The sequence below is a fragment of the Streptomyces sp. WAC03905 genome, assembly GCF_057371075.1.
In genome coordinates this window covers 4,064,815-4,086,032 of sequence record NZ_JBXYDZ010000003.1, presented here as the reverse complement: position 1 = coordinate 4,086,032, position 21,218 = coordinate 4,064,815, and the positions used below count along the sequence as shown (strand labels likewise).

18 protein-coding genes, 1 tRNA gene and 1 pseudogene are annotated in these 21,218 nt (G+C 72.3%); 5 read left to right on the top strand and 15 right to left on the bottom strand.

Features of this window, described 5'->3' with window-relative positions:
- Window positions 1-11: 11 nt before the first annotated feature.
- Both AC2RP6_RS20950 and AC2RP6_RS20945 read left to right on the top strand, forming a co-directional pair.
- Complete coding sequence (locus AC2RP6_RS20950) at window positions 12-3,344, top strand: response regulator (protein ID WP_486447581.1); 3,333 nt, start codon at window positions 12-14, stop codon at window positions 3,342-3,344.
- Between the two features lie 13 nt (window positions 3,345-3,357).
- On the top strand, window positions 3,358-3,933 hold the full coding sequence (locus AC2RP6_RS20945; protein ID WP_053624990.1) for an antibiotic biosynthesis monooxygenase: 576 nt from the start codon (window positions 3,358-3,360) through the stop codon (window positions 3,931-3,933).
- Window positions 3,934-3,972: 39 nt separating this feature from the next.
- Here AC2RP6_RS20945 and AC2RP6_RS20940 read toward each other — a convergent pair whose 3' ends face one another.
- The 15 genes from AC2RP6_RS20940 to AC2RP6_RS20870 form a co-directional block, all read right to left on the bottom strand.
- Window positions 3,973-5,622 carry a long-chain fatty acid--CoA ligase gene (locus AC2RP6_RS20940; protein WP_486447580.1) on the bottom strand — a complete coding sequence of 550 codons (1,650 nt, stop codon included), beginning with the start codon at window positions 5,620-5,622 and terminating at the stop codon, window positions 3,973-3,975.
- 152 nt (window positions 5,623-5,774) lie between these two features.
- Window positions 5,775-6,308 (bottom strand): SigE family RNA polymerase sigma factor, encoded by a 534-nt coding sequence (locus AC2RP6_RS20935; protein WP_486447579.1) that lies wholly within the window; start codon window positions 6,306-6,308, stop codon window positions 5,775-5,777.
- 136 nt (window positions 6,309-6,444) lie between these two features.
- Window positions 6,445-7,611: a lipid-transfer protein gene (locus tag AC2RP6_RS20930; RefSeq protein ID WP_486447578.1), complete on the bottom strand. Its 1,167-nt coding sequence runs from the start codon at window positions 7,609-7,611 to the stop codon at window positions 6,445-6,447.
- Window positions 7,608-7,991: a MaoC family dehydratase gene (locus AC2RP6_RS20925; RefSeq protein WP_486447577.1), complete on the bottom strand. Its 384-nt coding sequence runs from the start codon at window positions 7,989-7,991 to the stop codon at window positions 7,608-7,610. Before AC2RP6_RS20925 ends, AC2RP6_RS20930 begins: the two co-directional genes overlap by 4 nt.
- On the bottom strand, window positions 7,988-9,019 hold the full coding sequence (locus AC2RP6_RS20920; RefSeq protein WP_486447576.1) for an acyl-CoA dehydrogenase family protein: 1,032 nt from the start codon (window positions 9,017-9,019) through the stop codon (window positions 7,988-7,990). The genes AC2RP6_RS20925 and AC2RP6_RS20920 overlap by 4 nt, the downstream gene beginning before the upstream one ends.
- On the bottom strand, window positions 9,019-9,966 hold the full coding sequence (locus AC2RP6_RS20915; RefSeq protein ID WP_486447575.1) for a bifunctional MaoC family dehydratase N-terminal/OB-fold nucleic acid binding domain-containing protein: 948 nt from the start codon (window positions 9,964-9,966) through the stop codon (window positions 9,019-9,021). The genes AC2RP6_RS20920 and AC2RP6_RS20915 overlap by 1 nt, the downstream gene beginning before the upstream one ends.
- Window positions 9,963-11,114 (bottom strand): acyl-CoA dehydrogenase family protein, encoded by a 1,152-nt coding sequence (locus AC2RP6_RS20910; protein WP_486450392.1) that lies wholly within the window; start codon window positions 11,112-11,114, stop codon window positions 9,963-9,965. Before AC2RP6_RS20910 ends, AC2RP6_RS20915 begins: the two co-directional genes overlap by 4 nt.
- A 179-nt stretch (window positions 11,115-11,293) precedes the next feature.
- On the bottom strand, window positions 11,294-11,596 hold the full coding sequence (locus AC2RP6_RS20905; protein ID WP_486447574.1) for a hypothetical protein: 303 nt from the start codon (window positions 11,594-11,596) through the stop codon (window positions 11,294-11,296).
- A 334-nt stretch (window positions 11,597-11,930) separates the two neighbouring features.
- The gene (locus tag AC2RP6_RS20900; RefSeq protein WP_486447573.1) at window positions 11,931-12,344 is read right to left on the bottom strand and encodes a DUF6344 domain-containing protein; all 414 of its coding nucleotides are present in this window, start codon (window positions 12,342-12,344) and stop codon (window positions 11,931-11,933) included.
- A gap of 331 nt (window positions 12,345-12,675) precedes the next feature.
- Window positions 12,676-12,760 (bottom strand) — tRNA-Ser (locus tag AC2RP6_RS20895).
- A gap of 49 nt (window positions 12,761-12,809) precedes the next feature.
- Entirely contained in the window at window positions 12,810-13,766 is a 957-nt protein-coding gene (locus AC2RP6_RS20890; RefSeq protein WP_486447572.1) for a trypsin-like serine peptidase, read from the bottom strand.
- 208 nt (window positions 13,767-13,974) lie between these two features.
- The gene (locus AC2RP6_RS20885; protein ID WP_486447571.1) at window positions 13,975-15,021 is read right to left on the bottom strand and encodes a YeiH family protein; all 1,047 of its coding nucleotides are present in this window, start codon (window positions 15,019-15,021) and stop codon (window positions 13,975-13,977) included.
- Window positions 15,021-15,569, bottom strand: coding sequence for a cysteine dioxygenase family protein (locus tag AC2RP6_RS20880; RefSeq protein WP_486447570.1), 549 nt, complete (start codon window positions 15,567-15,569; stop codon window positions 15,021-15,023). The genes AC2RP6_RS20885 and AC2RP6_RS20880 overlap by 1 nt, the downstream gene beginning before the upstream one ends.
- An 87-nt stretch (window positions 15,570-15,656) precedes the next feature.
- Window positions 15,657-16,562 (bottom strand): LysR family transcriptional regulator, encoded by a 906-nt coding sequence (locus tag AC2RP6_RS20875; protein ID WP_486447569.1) that lies wholly within the window; start codon window positions 16,560-16,562, stop codon window positions 15,657-15,659.
- 89 nt (window positions 16,563-16,651) lie between these two features.
- Complete coding sequence (locus AC2RP6_RS20870; protein WP_486447568.1) at window positions 16,652-18,235, bottom strand: S1C family serine protease; 1,584 nt, start codon at window positions 18,233-18,235, stop codon at window positions 16,652-16,654.
- Window positions 18,236-18,472: 237 nt separating this feature from the next.
- On the opposite strand from AC2RP6_RS20870, the gene AC2RP6_RS20865 reads away from it, so the two are divergent.
- The 3 genes and pseudogenes from AC2RP6_RS20865 to AC2RP6_RS20855 all read left to right on the top strand — a co-directional run bounded on the left by AC2RP6_RS20865 (window position 18,473) and on the right by AC2RP6_RS20855 (window position 21,140).
- Window positions 18,473-19,261, top strand: a complete 789-nt coding sequence (locus AC2RP6_RS20865; RefSeq protein ID WP_486450391.1) for a glycerophosphodiester phosphodiesterase — start codon at window positions 18,473-18,475, stop codon at window positions 19,259-19,261.
- Between the two features lie 85 nt (window positions 19,262-19,346).
- Window positions 19,347-19,948, top strand: a pseudogene (locus tag AC2RP6_RS20860) (ATP-binding protein).
- A 217-nt stretch (window positions 19,949-20,165) separates the two neighbouring features.
- Entirely contained in the window at window positions 20,166-21,140 is a 975-nt protein-coding gene (locus AC2RP6_RS20855; protein ID WP_486447567.1) for a DUF5926 family protein, read from the top strand.
- The last annotated feature ends 78 nt before the right edge of the window (window positions 21,141-21,218 follow it).

Genomic DNA, 21,218 nt, shown 5'->3' with positions numbered 1-21,218 from the left:
GGAAGCTCGTCGTGAGCAGCAGGCCATCCCGAGGCGCTGCTCGCCTCGCAGCAATACTCGACGCCCTTCCGGACGCGCTGTTGCTCGTCAACGCCAACGGCACGGTCGTGAACGCCAATTCGATCGCGCTCGAGGTCATGGAGAGCCCCGGCACGGGGCTCGTCGGACGGGGCGTGCTCGACCTCCTGCCCGAATTCGACTCCAAGCTGATTCCCGGCTCCATGCGCCGGCCCGGCGAGGACGAGGGCGGGCGGACCACACCCAAGCGGATGGTGGCCCGCCGCACCGACGGGTCGGAGTTCCCCGTCGAGGTCACCAGCGCCCACCTCGACGGCCGCGACGCCTACCGCGAGCCGCAACCCACCTACACAGGCGACGAGCTGCTGATGCTCGTCGTCCGGGACCTCTCCCAGACCGTCGACACCGAGGCCGAGCTGGCCCGTTCCCAGCGGCAGACCGAGATGATCCTGCGCGCCGCCGCCGAGGGCGTCGTGGGCACCGACACCGACGGACGGGTGGTGCTCGTCAACCCGGCGGCCGCCCAGATCCTCGGCTACCGCGCCACCGACCTCGGCAACCGCGAACTCCACGGCCTGGTCCAGCACTCCCGCGCCGACGGCTCCCCCTTCCCCTTCGAGGAGTCCCCGCTCGCCGACACCCTGCGCAGCGGGCGCAAGCACCGCGTACGCGGGCAGGTGCTGTGGAACAAGGCCGGTCAGCCGGTCGCCGTCGACCTGACCACCTCTCCCGTACGGGACGGGGAGCAGCTCGTGGGCGCCGTGATGACCTTCACCGACCGCCGGCCCTACGACGCCCTGGCCGCCCGGCACGCCCAGCTGCTCGCCGTCCTCGGGGACTCCCTGCGCGGCCCGCTGGACGAGCTGCGCGGCGAGCTGGCGACCCTGGCCGCCGACGACGCGGGCCAGCTGTGGCCCGAGGCCAACCAGCTGCTGCACCACCTGGCCGCGGGCTACTCGCGGATGACCACCCTGGTGGACAACGTGCTCGGCTTCCAGCGCCTGGACGCCGGCCGCGAGAAGCTCGCCAAGAAGAAGGTCCTGATCAACGGCGTGGTCACGGCCGGCGTCGACGGCGCCGTCGAGCTGATCGGGCCCGGGCGCGCGCAGTTCGCCGTCCACGCGCCGACCATCGAGGCCGAGGTGGACGGCGAGCGGATCTCGACCGCCCTCGCGCACCTGGTGGCGGACGTCGCCGGGGTGGACGCCACCGGCAAGACCCGTCAGGGCAGCGGGTACAGCGACTCGACGATCGTGGTGGCCGCCGCGCAGCGGGGCGACGTCGTACGGATCGAGGTGCGCGGGCCCTACGAGGGTGGCAACCCGGTCCACGAGCCGATCGTCCGGGGCATCGTGGCCGCGCACGGCGGCGTACTGCAGACGGTGGAGGTCCCGGGCGCGCCCGGCGGGGCCTACGTGCTGGAACTGCCGCTCGGCTCGGGTGCCGGGACGGTGACCCTGCCCGAACCGGCGGAGGAGCCCCCCGCGGCCACCGGCCCGGACGGCGCCGGAACGGCCCCGGGGGCCGCCCCCGGCAAGGTTTCCGGCGGCCGGCGCGGCCGGCGCGGAGTGGACGCCTTCCTGGAGGACGAGGCCGCGGGACCCCAGGCCGCGCAGGGCGGGCAGGGCGGCGGCGCGCTGGCGCTGTCGTCGGGCCGCCGGCGGGCGGGCGAGGCCGAACCGTCCGCGGGGCCCGAGCTCGCGCAGTCCCCGGTGAACCCGGCGGGCCTCGGCACCGGCCGCAGGCGCGGCCGGGCAGGTGACGACAGCGGCGCGGGCGGCGGTGCCGACGGCCAGGGCGGCACCGGTCGCCCCGTGCAGCCGCAGGGCACCGCCGTGCCCGCGCTGCCGCCCGTACCGGCGGTGCCCCCGGTGCCGGTGACCGAGCACCCGGCCGGCCGGCGCCGGGCACTGGGTCCGGCGCAGCCGGGCGGTCCCGTCCCCGCGACGGGGCTCGGCCCGACGCCCGTCCCGGCACGGCCCGTCGCACCGGAGGGCGGCTTCGCGCTGCCGGCCGGTCCGGCCCCCGTCCCCGCCGCTCCGGCCGCCCCCGCGGGTCCCGGTGCCTCCGGGGGCGAGGCCGCACCCGACGCCGAGGCACCGGCCGGACGCCGTGGCCGCCGGGCGCTCGGCTCCCCCGCGGGCGAGCCCGAGGCCCCTGCCGCTGCGTCCGACGCCACCGCCGAGAACCCGACCGGGCGGCGGCGCGCGCTGTCCGGTGCTCCCGCGTGGCCGGCTCCCGCCGCCCGTACCGCCGCCGAGGACGACGGCGCCACCGGCCAGGTCGCGGTCCCCGGAGCACGCCAGGCGCAGGACTCTCCCGCGCAGGCGCAGGCCGCGCAGCCGATCAGTGTGCGCGCGCTGGGCACCCTCGGCCAGGGCATCGCGGTCGACCCCGCCGCGGCGTCCCCCGCGACGTCCCCCGCCGGGGCCTCCGGGTCCGGGCGGCGCCGCCGGCTCGCCGAGCCCAGCCCGCAGGGCCGCGCCTTCGCCATAGGCGCCCCCGAGGCGGGCGCCGACGAGGGTCCCGAGCCGCTGGACGGTCCCGGCGGTGCGGTCGAGGTGGTCAACCGGCCCGTGCCGCAGCCGGTGGACGACGAACTCCCGCCGGAGCCCCTGGACAACCCGCGTCGGCTGCTGGTGTGGCCGGCTCCGGACGTGCAGACGCAGCAGGCGCTCAGCGACCGGGGCTACCGCCCGGTGGTCGTGCACTCCCGCGAGGAGGTGGACGCGCAGATCGCCGCGTTCCCCGCCGCGCTGTTCGTCGACCCGCTGACCGGCCCGATCACCCGGACCGCCCTGCAGTCGCTGCGGCAGGCCGCCGTGGCCGCCGAGGTGCCCGTACTGGTCACGGCCGGGCTGGGCCACGCCACGCGCGAGGCGGCGTACGGGGCAGATCCGGCCGTGCTGCTCAAGGCGCTGGCCCCGCGCGACAGCGAGCAGCACCCCTCCCGGGTGCTGCTGATCGAGGAGCACGACGAGATCGCGACGGCGCTGACCGCCGCCCTGGAACGGCGCGGCATGCAGGTCGCCCGGGCGGGCGCGGACACCGACGCGGTGGAGCTGGCCACACGGATGCGGCCGAACCTGGTGGTCATGGACCTGATGCAGGTGCGCCGCCGGCGGGCCGGGATCGTGGACTGGCTGCGGGCGAACGGCCAGCTGAACCGGACTCCGCTCGTCGTCTACACGGCGACCGGCATCGATCCGGCCGAACTGCCGCGGCTGGCCTCGGGCGAGAGCGTGCTCTTCCTCGCCGAGCGGGCCACCACCACGGACGTCCAGGGCCGCATCGTGGACCTGCTGGCCAAGATCGGCACCAACTAGCGATCCTGGCCCGATGGCCATCATCAACACGACCGAGCACACCGTTCCCGCCGACAACGGGGAGGTGAACCTGCTCATCGCGCGACAGGTGGAGCCCGGGCACGAGGAGACGTTCGAGGCCTGGGCCCACGGGATCCTGGAGACGGCCGCCGGTTTTCCGGACCACCTGGGCTACGGGCTCTTCCGGCCGGCGACGGAGGGCGGGCCGTGGTTCCTGGTCCACCGCTTCCGCAACCAGGCCGCCTTCCAGCGCTGGCAGGACTCTCCGGAGCGGGCGCAGTGGTTCTCCAACTGCCTGGGCCACCACCACACGGAGATAGCCCGGCGGGAACTCCAGGGCATGGAGACCTGGTTCGCCAAGCCGGGTACGACCCGGCCCGCGCCGCCGCGGTGGAAGATGGCGATCAGCTCGGGGCTGGCCATCTTCCCGATCTCGCTCGCCGGGAACGCGGTGCTCGGGCCGTACCTGGTGGATCTGCACTTCGTGCTGCGGACGGCCGCCTTCGCCGTCGTGTTCAGCACGCTGATGACCTACGTGGCCATGCCCGCCGTCAGCAGGCTGCTGCGGCCATGGCTCACGCGGGGGTAGGCCCTTCCCGTCCCGGGGCGTCCTTCCGTACCCGGGGCGTCAGACGAGCTTGGTCACGTCCAGCGCGCCGTCCGCGTACTGCTGCCGGATCACCTTCTTGTCGAACTTGCCGACGCTGGTCTTCGGTACCGCCTCGATGATCGTCCAGCGCTCCGGCAGCTGCCACTTGGCGATCGACTGCGAGAGGAACTCGCGCAGTCCCGTGTAGTCCACGGTCGCGCCCTCCTTGAGGACGACCGTCGCGAGCGGCCGCTCGCCCCACTTGTCGTCGGGTACGGCGACCACCGCGGCCTCGGCGACCTCGGGGTGCGCCATCAGCGCGTTCTCCAGCTCGACGCTGGAGATCCACTCGCCGCCGGACTTGATGACGTCCTTGGCACGGTCGGTGAGGGTGAGGTAGCCGTCGGGGCTGATGACGCCGACGTCCCCCGTCTTGAGCCAGCCGTCCGCGCTGAACTTGTCCTCGGGCGTGAAGGGTTCGCCGGACGCACCGCCGTAGTAGGCGTTCGCGATCCAGTTGCCGCGTACCTCGAGTTCGCCGGCCGACGTGCCGTCCCAGGGCAGCAGGTCACCGGCCGGGCCGACGAGACGGGCCTCGACGCCCGCGGGGAAGCGGCCCTGCGTGATCCGGTAGGGCCATTCCTCCTCGGCGCTCAGACCGGCCGGCGGGTGCGCCATCGTGCCCAGCGGGGAGGTCTCCGTCATGCCCCACGCGTGGCAGACGCGGACCCCGAGCTTGTCGTAGGCCTCCATCAGGGAGGGCGGACAGGCCGCGCCGCCGATGGTGACCTGCTTCATCGAGGTCAGGTCACGCGGGTTGGCGGTGACCTCGGCCAGCAGGCCCTGCCAGATGGTGGGGACGGCCGCGGCGTGGGAGGGCTTCTCCCGCTCGATCATCTCGGCGAGCGGGGCGGGCTGCAGGAAGCGGTCCGGCATCAGCATGTTGATGCCGGTCATGAAGGTGGCGTGCGGCAGGCCCCAGGCGTTCACGTGGAACTGCGGGACGACCACGAGGGTGGTGTCCTTGTCGGTCAGGCCCATCGACTCGGCCATGTTGACCTGCATGGAGTGCAGGTAGAGCGAGCGGTGGGAGTAGACGACGCCCTTCGGGTCCCCCGTGGTGCCGGAGGTGTAGCACATGGCGGCCGCCTGGCGCTCGTCCAGCTCGGGCCAGTCGTAGCTGTCGGAGCGACCTTCGAGGAGCTCCTCGTACTCGTGCACGCGCACGTTCAGGCCGTCGAGCACGGAGCGGTCGCCGATACCGGTCACGACGACGTGCTCGATGGTCGGCAGGTGCGGCAGCAGCGGTGCGAGCAGCGGGAGCAGCGTGCCGTTGACCAGGACGACCCGGTCCGCGGCGTGGTTGACGATGAAGACCAGCTGCTCCGGGGGAAGCCGCAGGTTCAGCGTGTGCAGGACGGCGCCCATGGAGGGGATCGCGAAGTACGCCTCGACGTGCTCGGCGTTGTTCCACATGAGGGTGGCGACCCGGTCGTCCTGCTGCACTCCGAGCTCGTCGCGCAGGGCTCCGGCGAGGCGGGTGGCGCGGAGGCCGATCTCGGCGAAGCTCCGGCGGTGCGGCTCGGCCTCCCCGGTCCAGGTCGTGACCTGGGACTTCCCGTGGATCGTCATCCCGTGACGAAGTATGCGGGTGACGAGGAGCGGTACGTCCTGCATGGTGCTGAGCAAAGCGTCCTCCCGGTGAGCGCTGCGGCGCTGCGGCGGCTACGGATGCTGCCGATTCTGCGCACATACCGGTCGGTCTGTCACTACCCGAGGGTAGAAACCGCCTCGTGTTTCACGTGAAACATTCCCTGGTTTCACGGGGCGCCTCTGCCGTATCAGCGGACCGGGGTGAGTTCCGGGTCCTCGCGGAGCTTGCCCAGCGCCCGGGAGACGGCGCTCTTGACGGTACCGACCGAGACTCCCAGCAGCTCTGCGGTCTGCACCTCGCTGAGGTCCTCGTAGTAGCGCAGGACGACCATGGCACGCTGCCGGTCGGGCAGCCGGGTCACCGCACGCCACATCGCGTCGCGCAGCGCCTGGGCCTCGGCGGGGTCGGAGGAGGGGGCGGGCTCGGTCTCCGGGAGGTCGTCGCACACGAACTCGTCGACCTTGCGCTTGCGCCACTGTGAGGTACGGGTGTTGACCAGGGTCCGGCGGACGTAGCCGTCCAGGGCGCGGTGGTCCTCGATGCGGTCCCAGGCCACGTACGTCTTCGCGAGGGCGGTCTGGAGCAGGTCCTCCGCATCGCAGGGGTTCGCGGTGAGGGAGCGCGCCGTGCGCAGCAGGGCCGTGCCGCGGGTCCTGACGTACGCCGAGAACGACGGGTACGGCGTCGGGTTCGAGGCGAGCGTGCACACAGGCGGGGTCATGTCTCCACGCTAGGAGCGCCCGCCAGCCCTGGAATCGGCCGCAGGTGCCGATGGGGGGTCCGTCTCAGGTTGTAGGAGTAGGGCCATCCCCACCCCCTGAAGGTGGAGGAGGCGGGGCCCGGCACGGACCACGGTCTCAGCCGTCGGCGCCGAGGATCAGCCCGGACGTCGGCACGCCGGTACCGGCCGTGACGAGTGCGCGCGCGGCTCCCGCCACCTGGTTGACGGAGGTGCCGCGCAGCTGGCGGACGGCTTCGGCGATGCCGTTCATGCCGTGCAGGTACGCCTCCCCGAGCTGGCCGCCGTGGGTGTTGAGGGCGAGCGCGTCCGCGGCCACGAAGTCGGCGGCCTCACCCGGCTTGCAGAAACCGAACGCCTCCAGCTGCATCAGGACGAAGGGGGTGAAGTGGTCGTAGAGGATGCCGACGTCGATGTCGGAGGGACGCAGCCCGCTGGTGCGCCACAGCTGGGGCGCGACGACGTCCATCTCCGGCAGGCCGGTCAGGTCGTCGCGGTAGAAGGAGGTCATGCCCTCCTGACGGCGGCCGGCGCCCTGCGCCGCCGCGGTGATGACGGCGGGCGCGTGGCGCAGGGTGCGGGCCCGCTCGGTCGTGGTGACGACGAGGGCCTGGCCGCCGTCGGTCTCCTGGCAGCAGTCCAGCAGCCGCAGCGGTTCCACGATCCAGCGGGAGGCGGCGTGGTCGGCGAGGGTGATCGGCTTCCCGTGGAAATAGGCGGCCGGGTTGTTCGCGGCGTGCCGCCGGTCGGTGACCGCGACGTGCCCGAAGGCGTCGGGGGTGAGGTGATGGGTGTGCAGGTACCGCTGGGCGGCCATGGCCACCCAGGACGCGGGGGTCAGCAGCCCCCAGGGCAGGGACCAGCCGAGCGCCGCGCCCTCCGCCGAGGCCTCGCGTTGCTGGACGCCGGAGCCGAAGCGGCGTCCGGAGCGCTCGTTGAACGCGCGGTAGCAGACCACGACCTCAGCGACCCCGGTGGCGACGGCGAGGGCGGCCTGCTGGACGGTGGCGCAGGCCGCACCCCCGCCGTAGTGGATGCGGGAGAAGAAGGACAGTTCCCCGATGCCCGCAGCCTGGGCGACGGTGATCTCGGGGCTGGTGTCCATGGTGAAGGTGACCATGCCGTCGACGTCGGCAGGGGTGAGTCCGGCGTCGTCCAGGGCCGCGTGCACGGCTTCGACGGCGAGCTTGAGCTCGCTGCGGCCGGAGTCCTTGGAGAACTCGGTCGCGCCGATGCCGGCGATCGCGGCCGCGCCGCCGAGCCGGTCCCGGTTGCGGACGCTCATTCCGCCACCTCCGCGGTGACGGTTCCCGACACGTGCCGGCCGATCCCGTTGGCTCCGAGGACCCGGATCTCGACGGTGTTGCCGACCACGGAGGTGACGGTGCCGGTGAGGGTCATGGTGTCCCCCGGGTAGTTGGGGGCGCCGAGGCGGATGGCCACCTTGCGCAGGACGGCTCGCGGCCCGAGGTGGTCGGTGACGTAGCGGCCGACCAGTCCGTTGGTGGTCAGGATGTTCATGAAGATGTCCGGGGAGCCCTTCTCCCGTGCGAGCGCCGTGTCGTGGTGCACGTCCTGGTAGTCGCGGGAGGCGATCGCGCCCGAGACGATCAGGGTGCGGGTGACCGCGATCTCCAGTGGCGGCAGCGTGTCGCCGACGTTCATGCCTGTTCTCCCTCGGCTATCGAAGCTCCCAGCTCGGCCAGCAGCTCGCTGCCGCAGCCCAGGTAGGCGTCCAGCTGGCGTCCCCACAGGAAGTGCCGGTGGACCGGATGGTCCAGGTCGGCGCCCATACCGCCGTGCAGGTGCTGGCCCGCGTGCACGACCCGTTTGCCCGCCTCGGAGGCCCACCAGGCCGCTGTCAGCGCGTGCTCGTGAGCCGGCAGCCCCTGGTCGATGCGCCAGGCCGCTTCGTACGTGGTCACCCGGATCGCCTCGGTGTCCATGTACGCGTCGGCCGCGCGCAGCATGACGCCCTGGTTGGTGGAGAGCGGCCGGCCGAACTGCTCACGGGTGGAGGTGTGGTCGACCGCGCGGGCGAGCGAGCCCGCGCAGACGCCCGCCTGGAGTCCGGCGAAGGCGGTGCGCGCCGCGGCGAGGGTGGCCTCGTAGGCGCCTTCGGACCCGAGGCGCTCGGCCTCGGCGCCGCTCAGGACCAGGCGGCCGGCCGACCAGGGGGCGGTCGTCTCGACGGGGGACGTCCGCACGCCGGGCGCGTCGGTCCGTACGAGCCACAGGGCCCGCTCGGTGTCCGGGACCAGTACGTGCGTGGCGTCGCGCAGCCAGGGAACGGCCGGGGCGGCGCCGCTGAGCCGGCCGTCGTCGGCGGTGATCCGGCCGCGCGCCGGGAACGCTCCGGTGGCCACGGCTTCCCCGCTGCCGAGCGCGGGCAGCAGACGGGCGCGCTGCTCCGCGCTGCCGTGGGCGGCCACGGGAAGGATGCCGTACGCGCAGGTGGCGGCGTAGGGGACCTGCGCGGTGGCGCGGCCCTGTTCCTCCAGCAGCAGGACCAGCCCCAGCAGGCCGATCTCCTCGACGGCGGCGGCCAGTCCGGCGGCGGTGAGGGCCTTCCACAGTTCCGCGTCGCTGCCGGTGCCGGTGGCGGCGAGGCGTTCGTGGGTGGCCAGGTCGGTGAAGATCCGGGCGGCGAGACCGGCCGCGGCGGCCTGTTCCTCGGTGGGGTGGAAGTCCATCAGCCCTCGCTCCCGCGGAAGACGGGGAGTTCGAGGTCGTCGTCGACGCGCAGGAACTCCAGTCGGACGGGCAGGCCGATGCGCACCTTGTCGTACGGGACGCCGGTGATGTTGCTGATCACGCGGACCCCTTCGGCGAGCTCGACGAGCGCGACCGCGTAGGGCGGATCGAAGGCCGGGAAGGGCGGGTGGTGCATGACGACGAAGCTGAACACGGTGCCGGCACCGGAGGCCTCCACGGTGTCCCATTCGGGGCTCGCGCAGGTATTGCACCCGGGGAGCCAGGGGAAGCGGAGGGTGGCGCACGAGGTGCAGCGCTGAATGAGCAGTCTGTGCTCCCGCACCCCGTCCCAGAATCCCTGGTTGTCGCGGTTGACCACGGGCCGCGGGCGTCGCGCCGCGGCCTCCGGGCGGGCTCCGGGCTCCTTCGCCGGTCGTGCGGCGGGCGCGTACTTGAGGATCCGGAAGCGGTGGGTGCCGGCGGGCTGCCCGCTCGCCCGGACGTCCATCCGGGTCGTCACGAAGTGGCCGGTGCCCAGCTTGGTCGTCTTGCGCGGCGACACGGACTCGATGACGGCGTCGAAGGTGATCGTGTCGCCGGGGCGCAGCGGACGGAGGTACTCCTGCTCGCAGTCGGTGGCGACGACGGAAGTGAAGCCGGCCCCGTCGAGGAGGGCGAGGAGCTCGTCGTAGGCCGAGGAGCGGTCGGAGTGGCCGGAGAGCCCGCCCATGGTCCAGGCCTGGAGCATGGTGGGGGGAGCGACCGCGTCCGGCCCGGTGTAGGCGGGGTGGTCGTCGCCCATCGCCTCGCACCAGTGCCGGATCATCGGCTCGTTGACCGCGTCCTTGCCACGGCCCGCGGTGGCGGCAGGCCGTCCCTCGAAGGCCGCCAGCAGCGCGTGGAAGCGGTCCGCCTCCTCGGCCGTGCCGGTTGCTTCCACCGTCATCGCTTCCTCCCCTTCATGCCGAGCCGCATCATCGCGACGATCTCCCGCTGGACCTCGCTCACCCCGCCGCCGAAGGTGTTGATCTGCGCGGCCCGGTTCATCCGCTCCAGCTCGCCGCCCGCGAAGGCCGCGGGCCCCCGTACGAGCGCCTCCTCGCCCACCACCTCCTGGCACATTCGGTACACCTCGACGGCGGATTCGGTGCCGAGGAACTTCACGCCGCTGGCGTCGCCGGGGGCCAGGCCGCCACTGCCCACGTCCTGTACGAGTCGCCAGTTGAGGAGGCGTACGGCGGCCAGCCGGGCGTGGGCCTCGGCGAGGCGGGACCGCACCCAGGGCAGGTCGGCGGGCCGCTCTCCGGTGGCGGGGTCGGGGGTCCGGGCGTGGCGCAGGGTGTGTGCGTAGAAGTCCTCGGCCTGCATGCCGATGGCGGCGAGGGCCACGCGCTCGTGGTTCAGCTGGTTGGTGATCAGCCCCCAGCCGCCGTGCTCGGGGCCGACGAGGTTCCCCGCCGGTACGCGGACGGAGTCGTAGTACGTCGCCGTGGTGGTGAGGCCGCCGACGGTGTCGACAGGGGTCCACGAGAAGCCGGGGTCGTCGGTGGGGACGAGGATGATCGAGATGCCCTTGTGCTTCGGGGCCTGCGGGTCGGTCCGGCAGGCGAGCCAGATCCAGTCCGCGTTCTGGGCGTTGGAGGTGAAGATCTTCTGTCCGTCGACCAGCCAGTCGGCTCCGTCGCGGACCGCCCGGGTGCGCAGGGAAGCAAGGTCGGTGCCGGCCTCGGGCTCTGAGTAGCCGATGGCGAAGACGATCTCGCCCGCGAGGATCCGGGGGAGGAAGTGGTCCTTCTGCTCGCGCGTCCCGTACTTCATCAGGGTCGGGCCGACCGTGTTCAGCGTGACCATGGACACCGGGGCACCGGCCCGGTAGGCCTCGTCGAAGAAGACGAACTGCTCGTCCGCGCCCCGGCCCTGTCCGCCGTACTCGACGGGCCAGCCGAGGCCGAGCAGCCCGTCGGCCCCGATGCGGCGCAGGAGTGCGCGCTGGCGGGCCGGCTCCTCGGGCACCCCGTCGCGCAGCAGTTCCTTGAAGTACGCGCGCAGTTCGGCACGGAGCCGCAACTGGCCTTCGGTCGGGGCGAGGTGCACGGCGCAGGCCTCCCGGCATCGCATCATCGAGGTACCTGACTGTCCGTCAGATCTGCCCGCGGTGTCAAGGTCGGGAAGGGGAGCGGAAGCCGGGCACGCGCGGGGGCGCCCGCGCTACCGGACCCCAGCCGGTCCGGTCGCACGGGCGCCCTCACGATGCGGAGCGACTGATGCCGCTGTTACCACCCGGGGTGGAAGTCGACCGCCAGGTTGGTGTTGGCCTGGTGGACCGCGGTGAAGGCCGAGCCGTTGACCTGCGCGGCGTTGCGCTGGTTGGAGGCGCCGGAGCCAGTGGCCACCTGCTGCGAGGTGGACGAGTTGCCGTTGTTGCCGCCCCCCACACCGCTGCCGATGATGCTGGCGACGCCCGCATCAGGGAAACGTTTCGCCAGGCCACCGCGCCCGGACATGCCGAAAAGGGCCGCTCCGTCCGGGAACCCCACCGTCTCCCGGGCCTGCGGCCCTGCAATGCCAAGCTTCACGCCCCCGGCACGCTCCCCGGCGCACGCCGGGGTGATCCATCCGTGCCCCGTTGCCGGGACACCGCGTGGCGCGATCCGCGGTCGTGACCGACCGGGCTCCAGCGCCTGCCTACGCTGCTGCTTCCTCGCGTGCCGTGCTTCCGTCCGTGGTCCTGCTTCGACTGACGTGCCTGGTGCTGCTGACGTACCCGGTGTTGCGATGCGTCTGGTGCTGCGACGTATTCCGTGCTGCTGACGTACCTGGTGCTGCGATACATCCGTGCTGCTGTGCCTGCGGTTCCGCTTCGTTCGTCCGGCCTGCCCGTACGGGAACCAAGGGGGCCGGCCACCGGGGCTACGCGGCGAGGGCCAGCGCCTCGCGAGCTGCGGGGGCCGCCGCAGGGACCAGGGTGCGCGCGGCGGGTACTCCGGCGGAGCTCTGGACGCGGGTGGCGGTTCCGGGGTCGGCGCCCATGGCCGCAGCGGTGGTGGATCGGCGGACACCGGGGGTCTTGCCGTGCGCCTCGGCGCGGATGCGCTGCTTCAGGGTCGGCGGGAGCGAACCGCCCCGCATCATCTCCCGCCAGCTCCGCGGGGCCGTGACGACCGGCCGGCGCACGGCGGCGGTGACGGTCGCCGCGGTGGCGCCGGCGGCCGGGGCGGCGGCGGCCGGGGCGGTCTTGCCGCCGAAGCCGAGGGCGGAGAGGACGGCCACGAGGGCCGCGAGGACGGAGGTCCAGATCGACGTGAGGATGGTGCGGTCAGTCATGACGGAGTGCCTCGATTCGCGATGTTCCGACGGGCGGATCTGAATACATTCGTCATGATGTGGGGGCAAGCGCACCGCGTTCATCACACGCGCCGATCTTCCGACAAACACCACTCAGAAGGACCAATCCGGCCTTTCGCCGCCTCGCACCTCTCGGTGCGGCAGGCTCCCCAGCGCCGCCTGAAACAGGCTCTGACCTGCTACTTTGCCCTCGGCATACCGGCAGCTGACCCGCAATCCGAGATTTCTCCCGCCGCGCTACCCCCGACCGAGCCCACCGGACACGCAAGCGGCCCCTGACCGGTCATACCGGTCAGGGGCCGTTCGTCTGCGGTGGGTGTGGGATTTGAACCCACGGTGACTCGCGCCACGACGGTTTTCAAGACCGTTCCCTTAGGCCGCTCGGGCAACCCACCTGGCCGGTACAGAGTACCGGCCGGGCGGGGATGGCGGGCGACGGTGAGGTCAGGAGCTCTGGGCCTTGTCGTAGGCGGCCTTCGCCTCGTTGCCGAGGTACGGGCCGTACATGCGGTTCGGCAGGAAGGTGTAGCCGAAGCTGTTCACCGAAACCTGCGTTCCCAGGCCCGTGGCCTCGTTGAAGTCCTGGAACCAGGGGCCGCCACTGGAGCCGCCGGTCATGTTGCAGCCCAGGCCGTGGTCCTTGGTGAGCAGGAAGTCCTTGCCGCTGTTGCCGCTGCAGTAGACCAGCTTCGTTCCGTCGTACGGGGCCGCGGCCGGGAAACCGAAGGAGTACATCTTCTTGTTGTAGCCGCCGTTGAAGAGGACCCCCTGGGCGCCGACGGCCTGACTGAGGGTCTGGCCGTTCAGCGGCGCGACGACGGCCAGGCCGACGTCCATGTTCATGTCCTCGCTCGCCGCCCACTGGTCGGTGGCGAAGGTCTTGGTGGCCGACCACTGGCCGTAGGGCGCCGACCCGTTGTCGTAGCCGGGCACGAAGACCCAGTTCGTGTGCCAGGCCCCCTGGTACTTCACGCAGTGGCCGGCGGTCATCACCGTGCTGCCGTTGGCGCTGGTGATCGAGTTGCCCGAGCAGGAGGCGGTGCGGCTGCCCATCGTGAAGAAGACCCGGCCCGAGGTCTTCACGACCGCGCCGCCACCCGTCCAGGCACCGCCCGCCTGCGGGAACGCCGTGGGGGATACGGCAGGCGCGGCAGCGGTCGGGGCGATGGCGGTGGGCGCCGCGGCGGTGGGCGCCGCGGCGCGGGCCGCGCCGGGAACCGCCGTCACGTCGAGCGGAACGGCCTCCCGCATCCGCTCGGCGGTCCAGAAGCCCTGGGTGTGCTGCTGCCGGAAGGACGCCGGGGCGTCCGCCGCGGTCGAGGGGGTGGCCGCCGTCAGGACGCCCGCGACCAGGGCGCCCGCCGAGAGCAGGACGGACAACGCCGTGCGATGACGATTCACGCATGACTCCTTCTGCCGTGCCCGGACCGGTCGGAGCCGGGCAGGGTGGGGGTGAAGAGCGGTCGGTGCGGATCGGCTGTGCGTGGTGCGGCGTACGTGGTGCGGCTTGCCGGGGCAGAGTGGCACGGCACCGCGTCAAAGTCAGCGGTCGGTCAGAACGTTCGGTCGGTTCCGGCCAGGAAATGGCCAACTCCCGGCCGTTGCAGCGTCATACGGTGAACATCACGCCCGCGTAGGAGACTCCGGCGACGACCACCCACGCGCCGAGCCCCAGCGCCGCCGCTCGTCCACCGGTCCGGGCCAGCGTCGGCAGGTGCACCGCGCTCCCCAGCCCGAACAGAGCCGCCGCCAGCAGCGCCTCCTGTGCCGTGTGCGCCCATTCCAGCGCTACGTCGGGCAGCACTCCGGTGGCGCGCAGCGCGGCCGCCGCCAGGAACCCGGCCACGAACAGCGGCACCGGGGCGGGCCTTCGCCCCGAGGGGGTGCGCACCCCGCGCCGCCGGGCCCGTACCGCGAAGGCAACCGCCGCCACCAGGGGAGCCAGGAGGGCCACTCGCATCAGCTTGACCAGCACCGCTTCGCCGAGGGCGTCCGGGCCGGCCGTCTGCGCGGTCGCCACCACCTGGCCGACATCGTGGACACCGGCACCGACCCAGCGGCCGAAAGCCACGTCCGAGAGCGACAACGGGTCCTGGAGGAGGGGGAGTACGGCGATGGCGAGGGTCCCGCAGAGGGTCACCAATGCCACGGAGGCCGCGACGTCCTCCTCGTCGCTGCCCGAGACCTCACTCACCGCACCGATCGCCGAGGCCCCGCAGATCGAGTACCCGGTGGCGATCAGCAGCGGCTGATCGCCCGGAAGCCCGAGCCGGCGCCCCATCCAGAGGGTTCCGAAGAAGGTCGCCGCGACGACGCCGACCACCATGGCAACGGTGGTCCAGCCCAGCCGGAGCACCTGGTCCAGCCCCAGGCTGAGGCCCAGCAGGACGATGCCGATCCGCATGAGCCTGCGGCCGGCCAGGGAGAGACCGGGCCGTGCGGCTCCTCGTACGCAGGTGCGCGACCCGGGGACGTGGGCCACCGCGATGCCCAGCACCACCGACGCCGTCAGCATCGGTACTTCCGGTATGAGGCGGTGGATGCACCAGGCGATGAATGCTCCGCCCGCCGCCAGTGCCAACCCGGGCCAGGGAGTGGATGTTTCACGTGAAACAGGCCGAACCGCCGTGCTCTGCGGGCGGTGGAGGAGGGCCATCAGTCGACGGGGAGCTTGTAGACGCGACGGATGCTGGTACCCAGCCGGGACACGTCGGCGCCGTACACGTGCACCGATATCGCCTTGGTGGAACAGGAGTTGCGCACCTTGTGGATGTCCCCGGGCGGCGCGAATCCGCAGACCTCGCCCTCGGCGTTGACCACGTCCTCCGTCGCCACCAGGCGGGCGGGGCCCGCGCCGGGAGCGAGCCGGAAGCGGCGTTCGCTCTCCTCGCCCTGGTGCACGCCCGCCACGCACCACGACACGTGATCGTGGATGCAGGTCTCCTGCCCGGGGAGCCACACCAGCGCCACCACGGAGAAACTGCCGTCGGACTCGGCATGCAGGATGTGCTGCCGGTAGCGCTCCGAGTCGCCCTCCTGCTGCGTCGGCGTCAGCAGGTCGGGCGCCCCCAGATGCGGCGCGAGCCGTTCGCCCACCAGGTAGGCGGTGAGGTCGGGAGCCAGCCCCCGCTCCACGACCGTGCGGATCTCACTGACGAGGGCGGCCATCCTCGTGGTGGTACGGGCCGGTGTGGTGGTGGTCATACGGGCAGCGTGCGGGCGTCCTTCCATCGCGTCCAACGACAGTTGTGACCGGAAATCCCAAGCAGCGCTTATGGATGAGGCGGCAGTTCAGCATCCGACCCGGTTCGCGGCCACCTGTTTCAGCGCGTTCAGCACCACGGCCGTCGCCGGGATACGGAGATGGTCGCGGTAGACGTACGCGGCGATGTGCCGGCGGGCGGCCGGCTGGAGCGCCCGCCCGCAGACCCGGTTCAGCGAGAGCGATGGCAGGACCAGCGCGGGCATCATCGCCACGCCCAGGCCCTGGGCCACCAGACTCTGCACCACCAGGTTGTCGTCGGTGGCGAAGCGGATGTCGGGCACGAAGCCCAGCTCGGCGCACTCGTGCAACAGGTTCGCCCGGCAGCGCGGGCAGCCCGCGATCCACCGTTCCTCGGCGAGGTCGGCCAGGTGCACCGCGCGGCGGCGGGCCAGGGGGTGCCCGGTCGGCAGCAGCACCGTCAACTGGTCCTCCAGCAGCCTGACCTCGGCGACCTCCGCCGGTATCTCCTCGTGCAGGCCGGGATAGGTGAAGGCCAGGGTGATGTCGCACTCTCCGCGCTCCAGCCGGCGCAGCGACTCCGGCGGCTCGCCCTCCAGCAGTTCGACCTGCACGCCGGGATGGTCCTTGGCCAGGCTGCTCAGGGCCTCCGGGACGAGGGTGACGTTGGCGCTGGGGAAGCCGCAGAGTCTGACGCGGCCGGTACGCAGGCGGGCGTACGCCCGGAGCTGGGCCTCGGCGGCGGAGAGGTTGCCGAGGATCGTCTCGGCGTGCCGGGACAGGGACTCACCGGCCTCGGTGAGCTGCATCTTGCGGCCCACACGGGTGAACAGCGGGGTGCCGACGGCGCGTTCGAGCGCCTTCATCTGCTGGGTGATGGCGGGCTGGGTGTACCCCAGCACGCGAGCGGCCGCCGAGTAGGAACCGGAGGCGACCACCGTGTGGAACGTCCGTATGTGCCGAGAATCGAACACCAGCGAAGCATAAGCGGACGTTGGAGGGGCCGTGGGCGGAATCCCGCCCCCGGCCCCTCGTCACCGGGCCACAGCCGCGGCCGGTGGTGCTACTTGTCGCCGACCCGCGAGCCCAGCGTGATGTCGACGGTGGTCGGCTTGCCGTCGCGCAGGTAGGTCAGCTTCACCGTGTCGCCGGGCTTGTAGGTCCAGATCATGCTGATCAGGGTCGGACCGCTGTCCACCGGCTTGCCACCGAAGGCCGTGATGACGTCGCCCGGCTTGAGGCCCGCCTTGCCGGCCGGGCCGTTGGGGTCGACGAGCTCGTTGGCGGCCGCACCCTGCTCGGAGATCTTCGCGCCCTCGGCCTTGGCCTGGAGGTCCACGGAGACCGAGATCACCGGGTAGACCGGCTTGCCCGTCTTGATCAGCGATTCGGCCACGTTCTTGGCCTGGTTGATCGGGATGGCGAATCCGAGGCCGATGGAACCGGCCTGGCCGCCGCCGAAGCCGCCGTTCCCGGCCGACTGAATCGCGGAGTTGATCCCGATGACCGCGCCGCGGCCGTCGAGCAGCGGACCGCCGGAGTTGCCCGGGTTGATGGAGGCGTCCGTCTGGAGCGCGCTCATGTACGAGTTCTTGCTGCCGGTGCCGTCACCGGAGGCGACCGGGCGGTTCTTGGCACTGACGATGCCGGTGGTGACCGTGTTGGACAGGCCGAACGGGGCGCCGATCGCGATCGTGGCGTCGCCGACCGCGACCTTGTCGGAGTCACCGAGCGCCAGCGGCTTGAGGCCGGCCGGCGGGTTCTTCAGCTTGAGCACGGCGACGTCGTAGCCCTGGGCGCGGCCGACCACCTCGGCGTCGTACCGCTTGCCGTCGGAGAAGGTCGCGAAGAGCTTGCCGCCGTTCGCGGCGGAGGCCACCACGTGGTTGTTGGTGAGGATGTGGCCCTGCTGGTCGTAGACGAACCCGGTGCCGGTGCCGCCCTCGCCGTCGCCGGCCGAGGCCTCGATGGTGACCACGCTGGGCAGGGCGCCCGCGGCGAGTCCGGCGATGGAGCCCGCCTCGCGCTTGAGGTCCTTCGGGGTGTTGGTGGCGCTGATGGTGGTCGAGCCGCTGCCGTTGTTGCTGCGTTCGGCTGCCCAGTAGCCGACGCTGCCGCCGATGCCACCGGCCACGAGGGCCGCCACGAGCACGGCCGCGATCATGCCGCCCCTGCCCTTGGACTTGGGTCCGGGGGCTCCGTCGGCGGTCGGGTGGGCGCCCCAGACGGGGCCGCCGGCGCCGCCGGCGCCGTACGCCGGCACGGTGGGCGGCGGGGGCGGCCAGCCCTCGGCGCCGTGCGCGGCCGGGGCGGGGGCCTGCCCGTAAGCGGGGTCCTGGCCGTAGCCGGGGTTGTGGCCGTAGGCGGGTGCCGCCGGAGCGGGCGGGATCTGCTGGGTCGGCTCGGTGCCGGGCGCGGGCGTCGGCGGAAGCTGCTGGGTCGCCTGCTCACCGGCGGCGGGCGCCGGACCGGCGGGCGCGGCAGGCGGCGCGACCGGGGCCGCCGGGGCGGCCGCGTCCTGCGGGGCGTGGTCCGGCCGCGGAGCGGGCGCGGGGCCCGCTGCCGCCGTCTCGGAGCCCTGAGCAGGGGTTACGGACGGGGCCGCGGGGGGTGTGGGGGCCGCGGTGCCCTCGTTCTCGGTGCTCACAGCTCTCTCTCCTCGTCACACACAGCTGCAGAATCTTGGCGATATCGATCCGGCTGAACGTTCGACGTGCCGTACAAGTTCCAGGGCAAAGCCTTTCCCATGCCCCGTCAGAGCACTGTAAGCCGGACCTGTGCATCTGCCCCCATTCTTTATGTCGGATATTTCAGACGCACTCGCAGGGTCATACCCAGGCGGCCAAGGGGCTGACGGTGGCACCATGACCCGGTGACCCACGCAATGCCGCGCACCATCCAGGTCGTCGCCCACCGCGGCGCCTCGGAGGACGCCCCCGAGCACACCCTGGCCGCCTACCGCAAGGCCATCGAGGACGGCGCCGACGCCCTCGAATGCGATGTCCGGCTCACCGCCGACGGCCATCTGGTGCTGGTCCACGACCGCCGCGTGAACCGCACCTCGAACGGCCGCGGTGCCGTCTCCGCCCTGGAGCTGGCCGATCTCGCCGCCCTCGACTTCGGCTCCTGGAAGGACCGCGAGGAGTCCCCCGACTGGGACGCCGACCCCGAGCGCACCTCCGTCCTCACCCTGGAACGCCTGCTGGAGCTGGTCGCGGACGCCGGCCGGCCGGTACAGCTCGCGATCGAGACGAAGCACCCGACCCGCTGGGCCGGACAGGTGGAGGAGCGCCTCCTGTTCCTCCTCAAGCGCTTCGGTTTGGACGCCCCGCCGCCCGGCGGCCCCCACCCCGTCCGGGTCATGAGCTTCTCCGCGCGGTCCCTGCACCGGGTGCGCGCCGCCGCGCCGACGGTCCCGACCGTGTTCCTGATGCAGTTCATCTCGCCCCGGATGCGCGACGGGCGCCTGCCCGCCGGAGTGACGATCGCGGGCCCCGGGATGAGGATCGTCCGCAATCATCCCGGCTTCATCCGCAAGCTCCAGGGCGCAGGCCATTCCGTGCACGTATGGACAGTGAACGATCCAGAAGACGTTCAGCTCTGCGCTGACATGGGCGTGGAAGCGATCATCACGAACAGGCCCCGCCAAGTTCTGTCCCAACTGGGGCGCTGAAGTACCGATTTGCGCACCCGCCACCCCCCACCCGTCCGTCACAGGGTGTGCCCCGGCGCATCCGCTCCGCAATCGGTCGGCGCGAATGCGTCAGAGCGGCCCGCTCCGGCGGTTTCCGGTCCAGGCCAAAGGGGCATCCAGACCATGCGTGGGGCTAAGGAGGTTCCGGGGGTGGCGTTGGTGGTGGCACAAGAAGTGCCCACGTCGTCGTGCATGGACGTACGCCATGGTCCTGCGGGCGTGGGTGAGGCCAGGCACCGGATGCGCGAGCAATTGCGCATCAGCGGGGTGGCCGAAACGGTCGTGGACGATGCCGTACTGATCCTTTCCGAACTGCTCAGCAACGCTTGCCGACACGGCAGGCCCCTGGGCGCGCGGGAAGTCGGGGACGGGGAGATACGCGCCGCGTGGCGCGTCGACAGGGCGGGACGGCTGACGGTCGAGGTCACGGACGGGGGTGGGCCCACCCGGCCCGTTCCTTCCACGCCCTCGGTCACCGCTCGCGGCGGCCGGGGGCTGAACATCATCAGCGCCCTTGCCCAGGACTGGGGTGTCCGGGACGGAGCGGCGGGTGAGGTCACCGTCTGGGTGGTCGTCGCCTGTGGGCCCCGGCACGAGGATTTCGCTACGCGCGTTGCGCCCCCGGCGATCGACTTCAGCACGGCCTTCGACGATCTCGATGTCTGAACCCGTGGATCCGCCGCCCGGAACACCCTGGCACCGGCATCCCTGACCGCACAACAGCTCAGTACCAGCACAGCAGTACCGGTCATCCGCACGGGCGGCCGCCCGGGAGCGCACGCCGACCGTGCTCCCGGCCGCACCCCACCGGTTCCGGCGGTACGAACGGCTAGGCTCGCGCCCAGACACGACGCCGTACCGCCGCAACCGGGAGACACGCACGATGGCCAAGAAGCGCCCCGCAGCCAAGTCTGCAAAGCCGCAGCTCAACAGCGGTGAGATCCCCGTTGTCGGCGCACGCGAGCCCTGCCCCTGCGGATCCGGGCGCCGCTACAAGGCCTGCCACGGCGCAGCCGCCGCGCACGCCGTCACCGAGCACGTACGGCGCCCCTTCGAGGGCCTGCCGGGCGAGTGCGACTGGGTCGCGCTGCGCGAGCTGGTACCCGCGGCCACCATCCCGCTGTCGCTGAAGGGCGGGCTGCCCGAGGGCGTCCCCTCCGTCACACTGGTGACCGTCCTACCGATGGCCTGGCCGGCGCTGCGCCGCGAGGACGGGTCCGTCCTGCTCGGCCTGCAGAACGAGACCTCCTCCGGTGACCTGAGCCGCGACATGGCCGACACCCTGGAGCGCGCGCTCGTCGCGGAGCCGGGTACTCCGGTCGCCGCCCGACGGGTCCCCGCCGAAGGTCCCCGACTTCAGGATCTCCTCGACGCCGACGGCGGTTTCGAGCCGGTTGTCCACACCGGGTTCGAATTCTGGATTCCGGAATCCGAGAGCGGTCAGAACGCGTCCCCGGAGATCGCCGCCTCGCTGGAGCGCGCCAACGCGGCCGCCATCCCCACCGTCAAGCTGACCGGCGTGGACGCCGCCTACTGGTGCGAGACTCCGGACAAGAACCACCTGCGCTGGGTCATGCCGCACCCCGAGGAGAAGCTGCTCGACGCCCTCGCGCGCCTGCACGCGGCCGGCACGTCCTCGCTGGGCGAGGGCACCAAGCTCGTCGGCTCCTTCCGCGCCCACGGGCTGATGGTCCCGGTCTGGGACCTGCCGACCGGAGTGACGGCCGACGACGTCGAGAAGCCGGCGGCGGAACTGGCTGAGCGGCTGGCCAAGGCGCTGGCCGCGGATGCTCCGCTGACCACCGAGGAGCGCCGTGCGCGCGGCGGTCTGACCAACCGCCAGGTGACCCTCAGCTGACGTCGAGTCCCCGCGCGGAGCCGGTGACCGGAGTCACAACTCCCGCTAATCGTCTGCAAATCGGTGTCTGAATATCAG

Coding starts and splice junctions, on each gene's coding strand:
- AC2RP6_RS20945 (WP_053624990.1), top strand. CDS start 3,358: ATGGCCATCATCAACACGACCGAGCACACCGTTCCCGCCGACAACGGG.
- AC2RP6_RS20935 (WP_486447579.1), bottom strand. CDS start 6,308: ATGACCCCGCCTGTGTGCACGCTCGCCTCGAACCCGACGCCGTACCCG.
- AC2RP6_RS20930 (WP_486447578.1), bottom strand. CDS start 7,611: ATGAGCGTCCGCAACCGGGACCGGCTCGGCGGCGCGGCCGCGATCGCC.
- AC2RP6_RS20925 (WP_486447577.1), bottom strand. CDS start 7,991: ATGAACGTCGGCGACACGCTGCCGCCACTGGAGATCGCGGTCACCCGC.
- AC2RP6_RS20920 (WP_486447576.1), bottom strand. CDS start 9,019: ATGGACTTCCACCCCACCGAGGAACAGGCCGCCGCGGCCGGTCTCGCC.
- AC2RP6_RS20915 (WP_486447575.1), bottom strand. CDS start 9,966: ATGACGGTGGAAGCAACCGGCACGGCCGAGGAGGCGGACCGCTTCCAC.
- AC2RP6_RS20900 (WP_486447573.1), bottom strand. CDS start 12,344: ATGACTGACCGCACCATCCTCACGTCGATCTGGACCTCCGTCCTCGCG.
- AC2RP6_RS20885 (WP_486447571.1), bottom strand. CDS start 15,021: ATGGCCCTCCTCCACCGCCCGCAGAGCACGGCGGTTCGGCCTGTTTCA.
- AC2RP6_RS20880 (WP_486447570.1), bottom strand. CDS start 15,569: ATGACCACCACCACACCGGCCCGTACCACCACGAGGATGGCCGCCCTC.
- AC2RP6_RS20865 (WP_486450391.1), top strand. CDS start 18,473: ATGCCGCGCACCATCCAGGTCGTCGCCCACCGCGGCGCCTCGGAGGAC.
- AC2RP6_RS20855 (WP_486447567.1), top strand. CDS start 20,166: ATGGCCAAGAAGCGCCCCGCAGCCAAGTCTGCAAAGCCGCAGCTCAAC.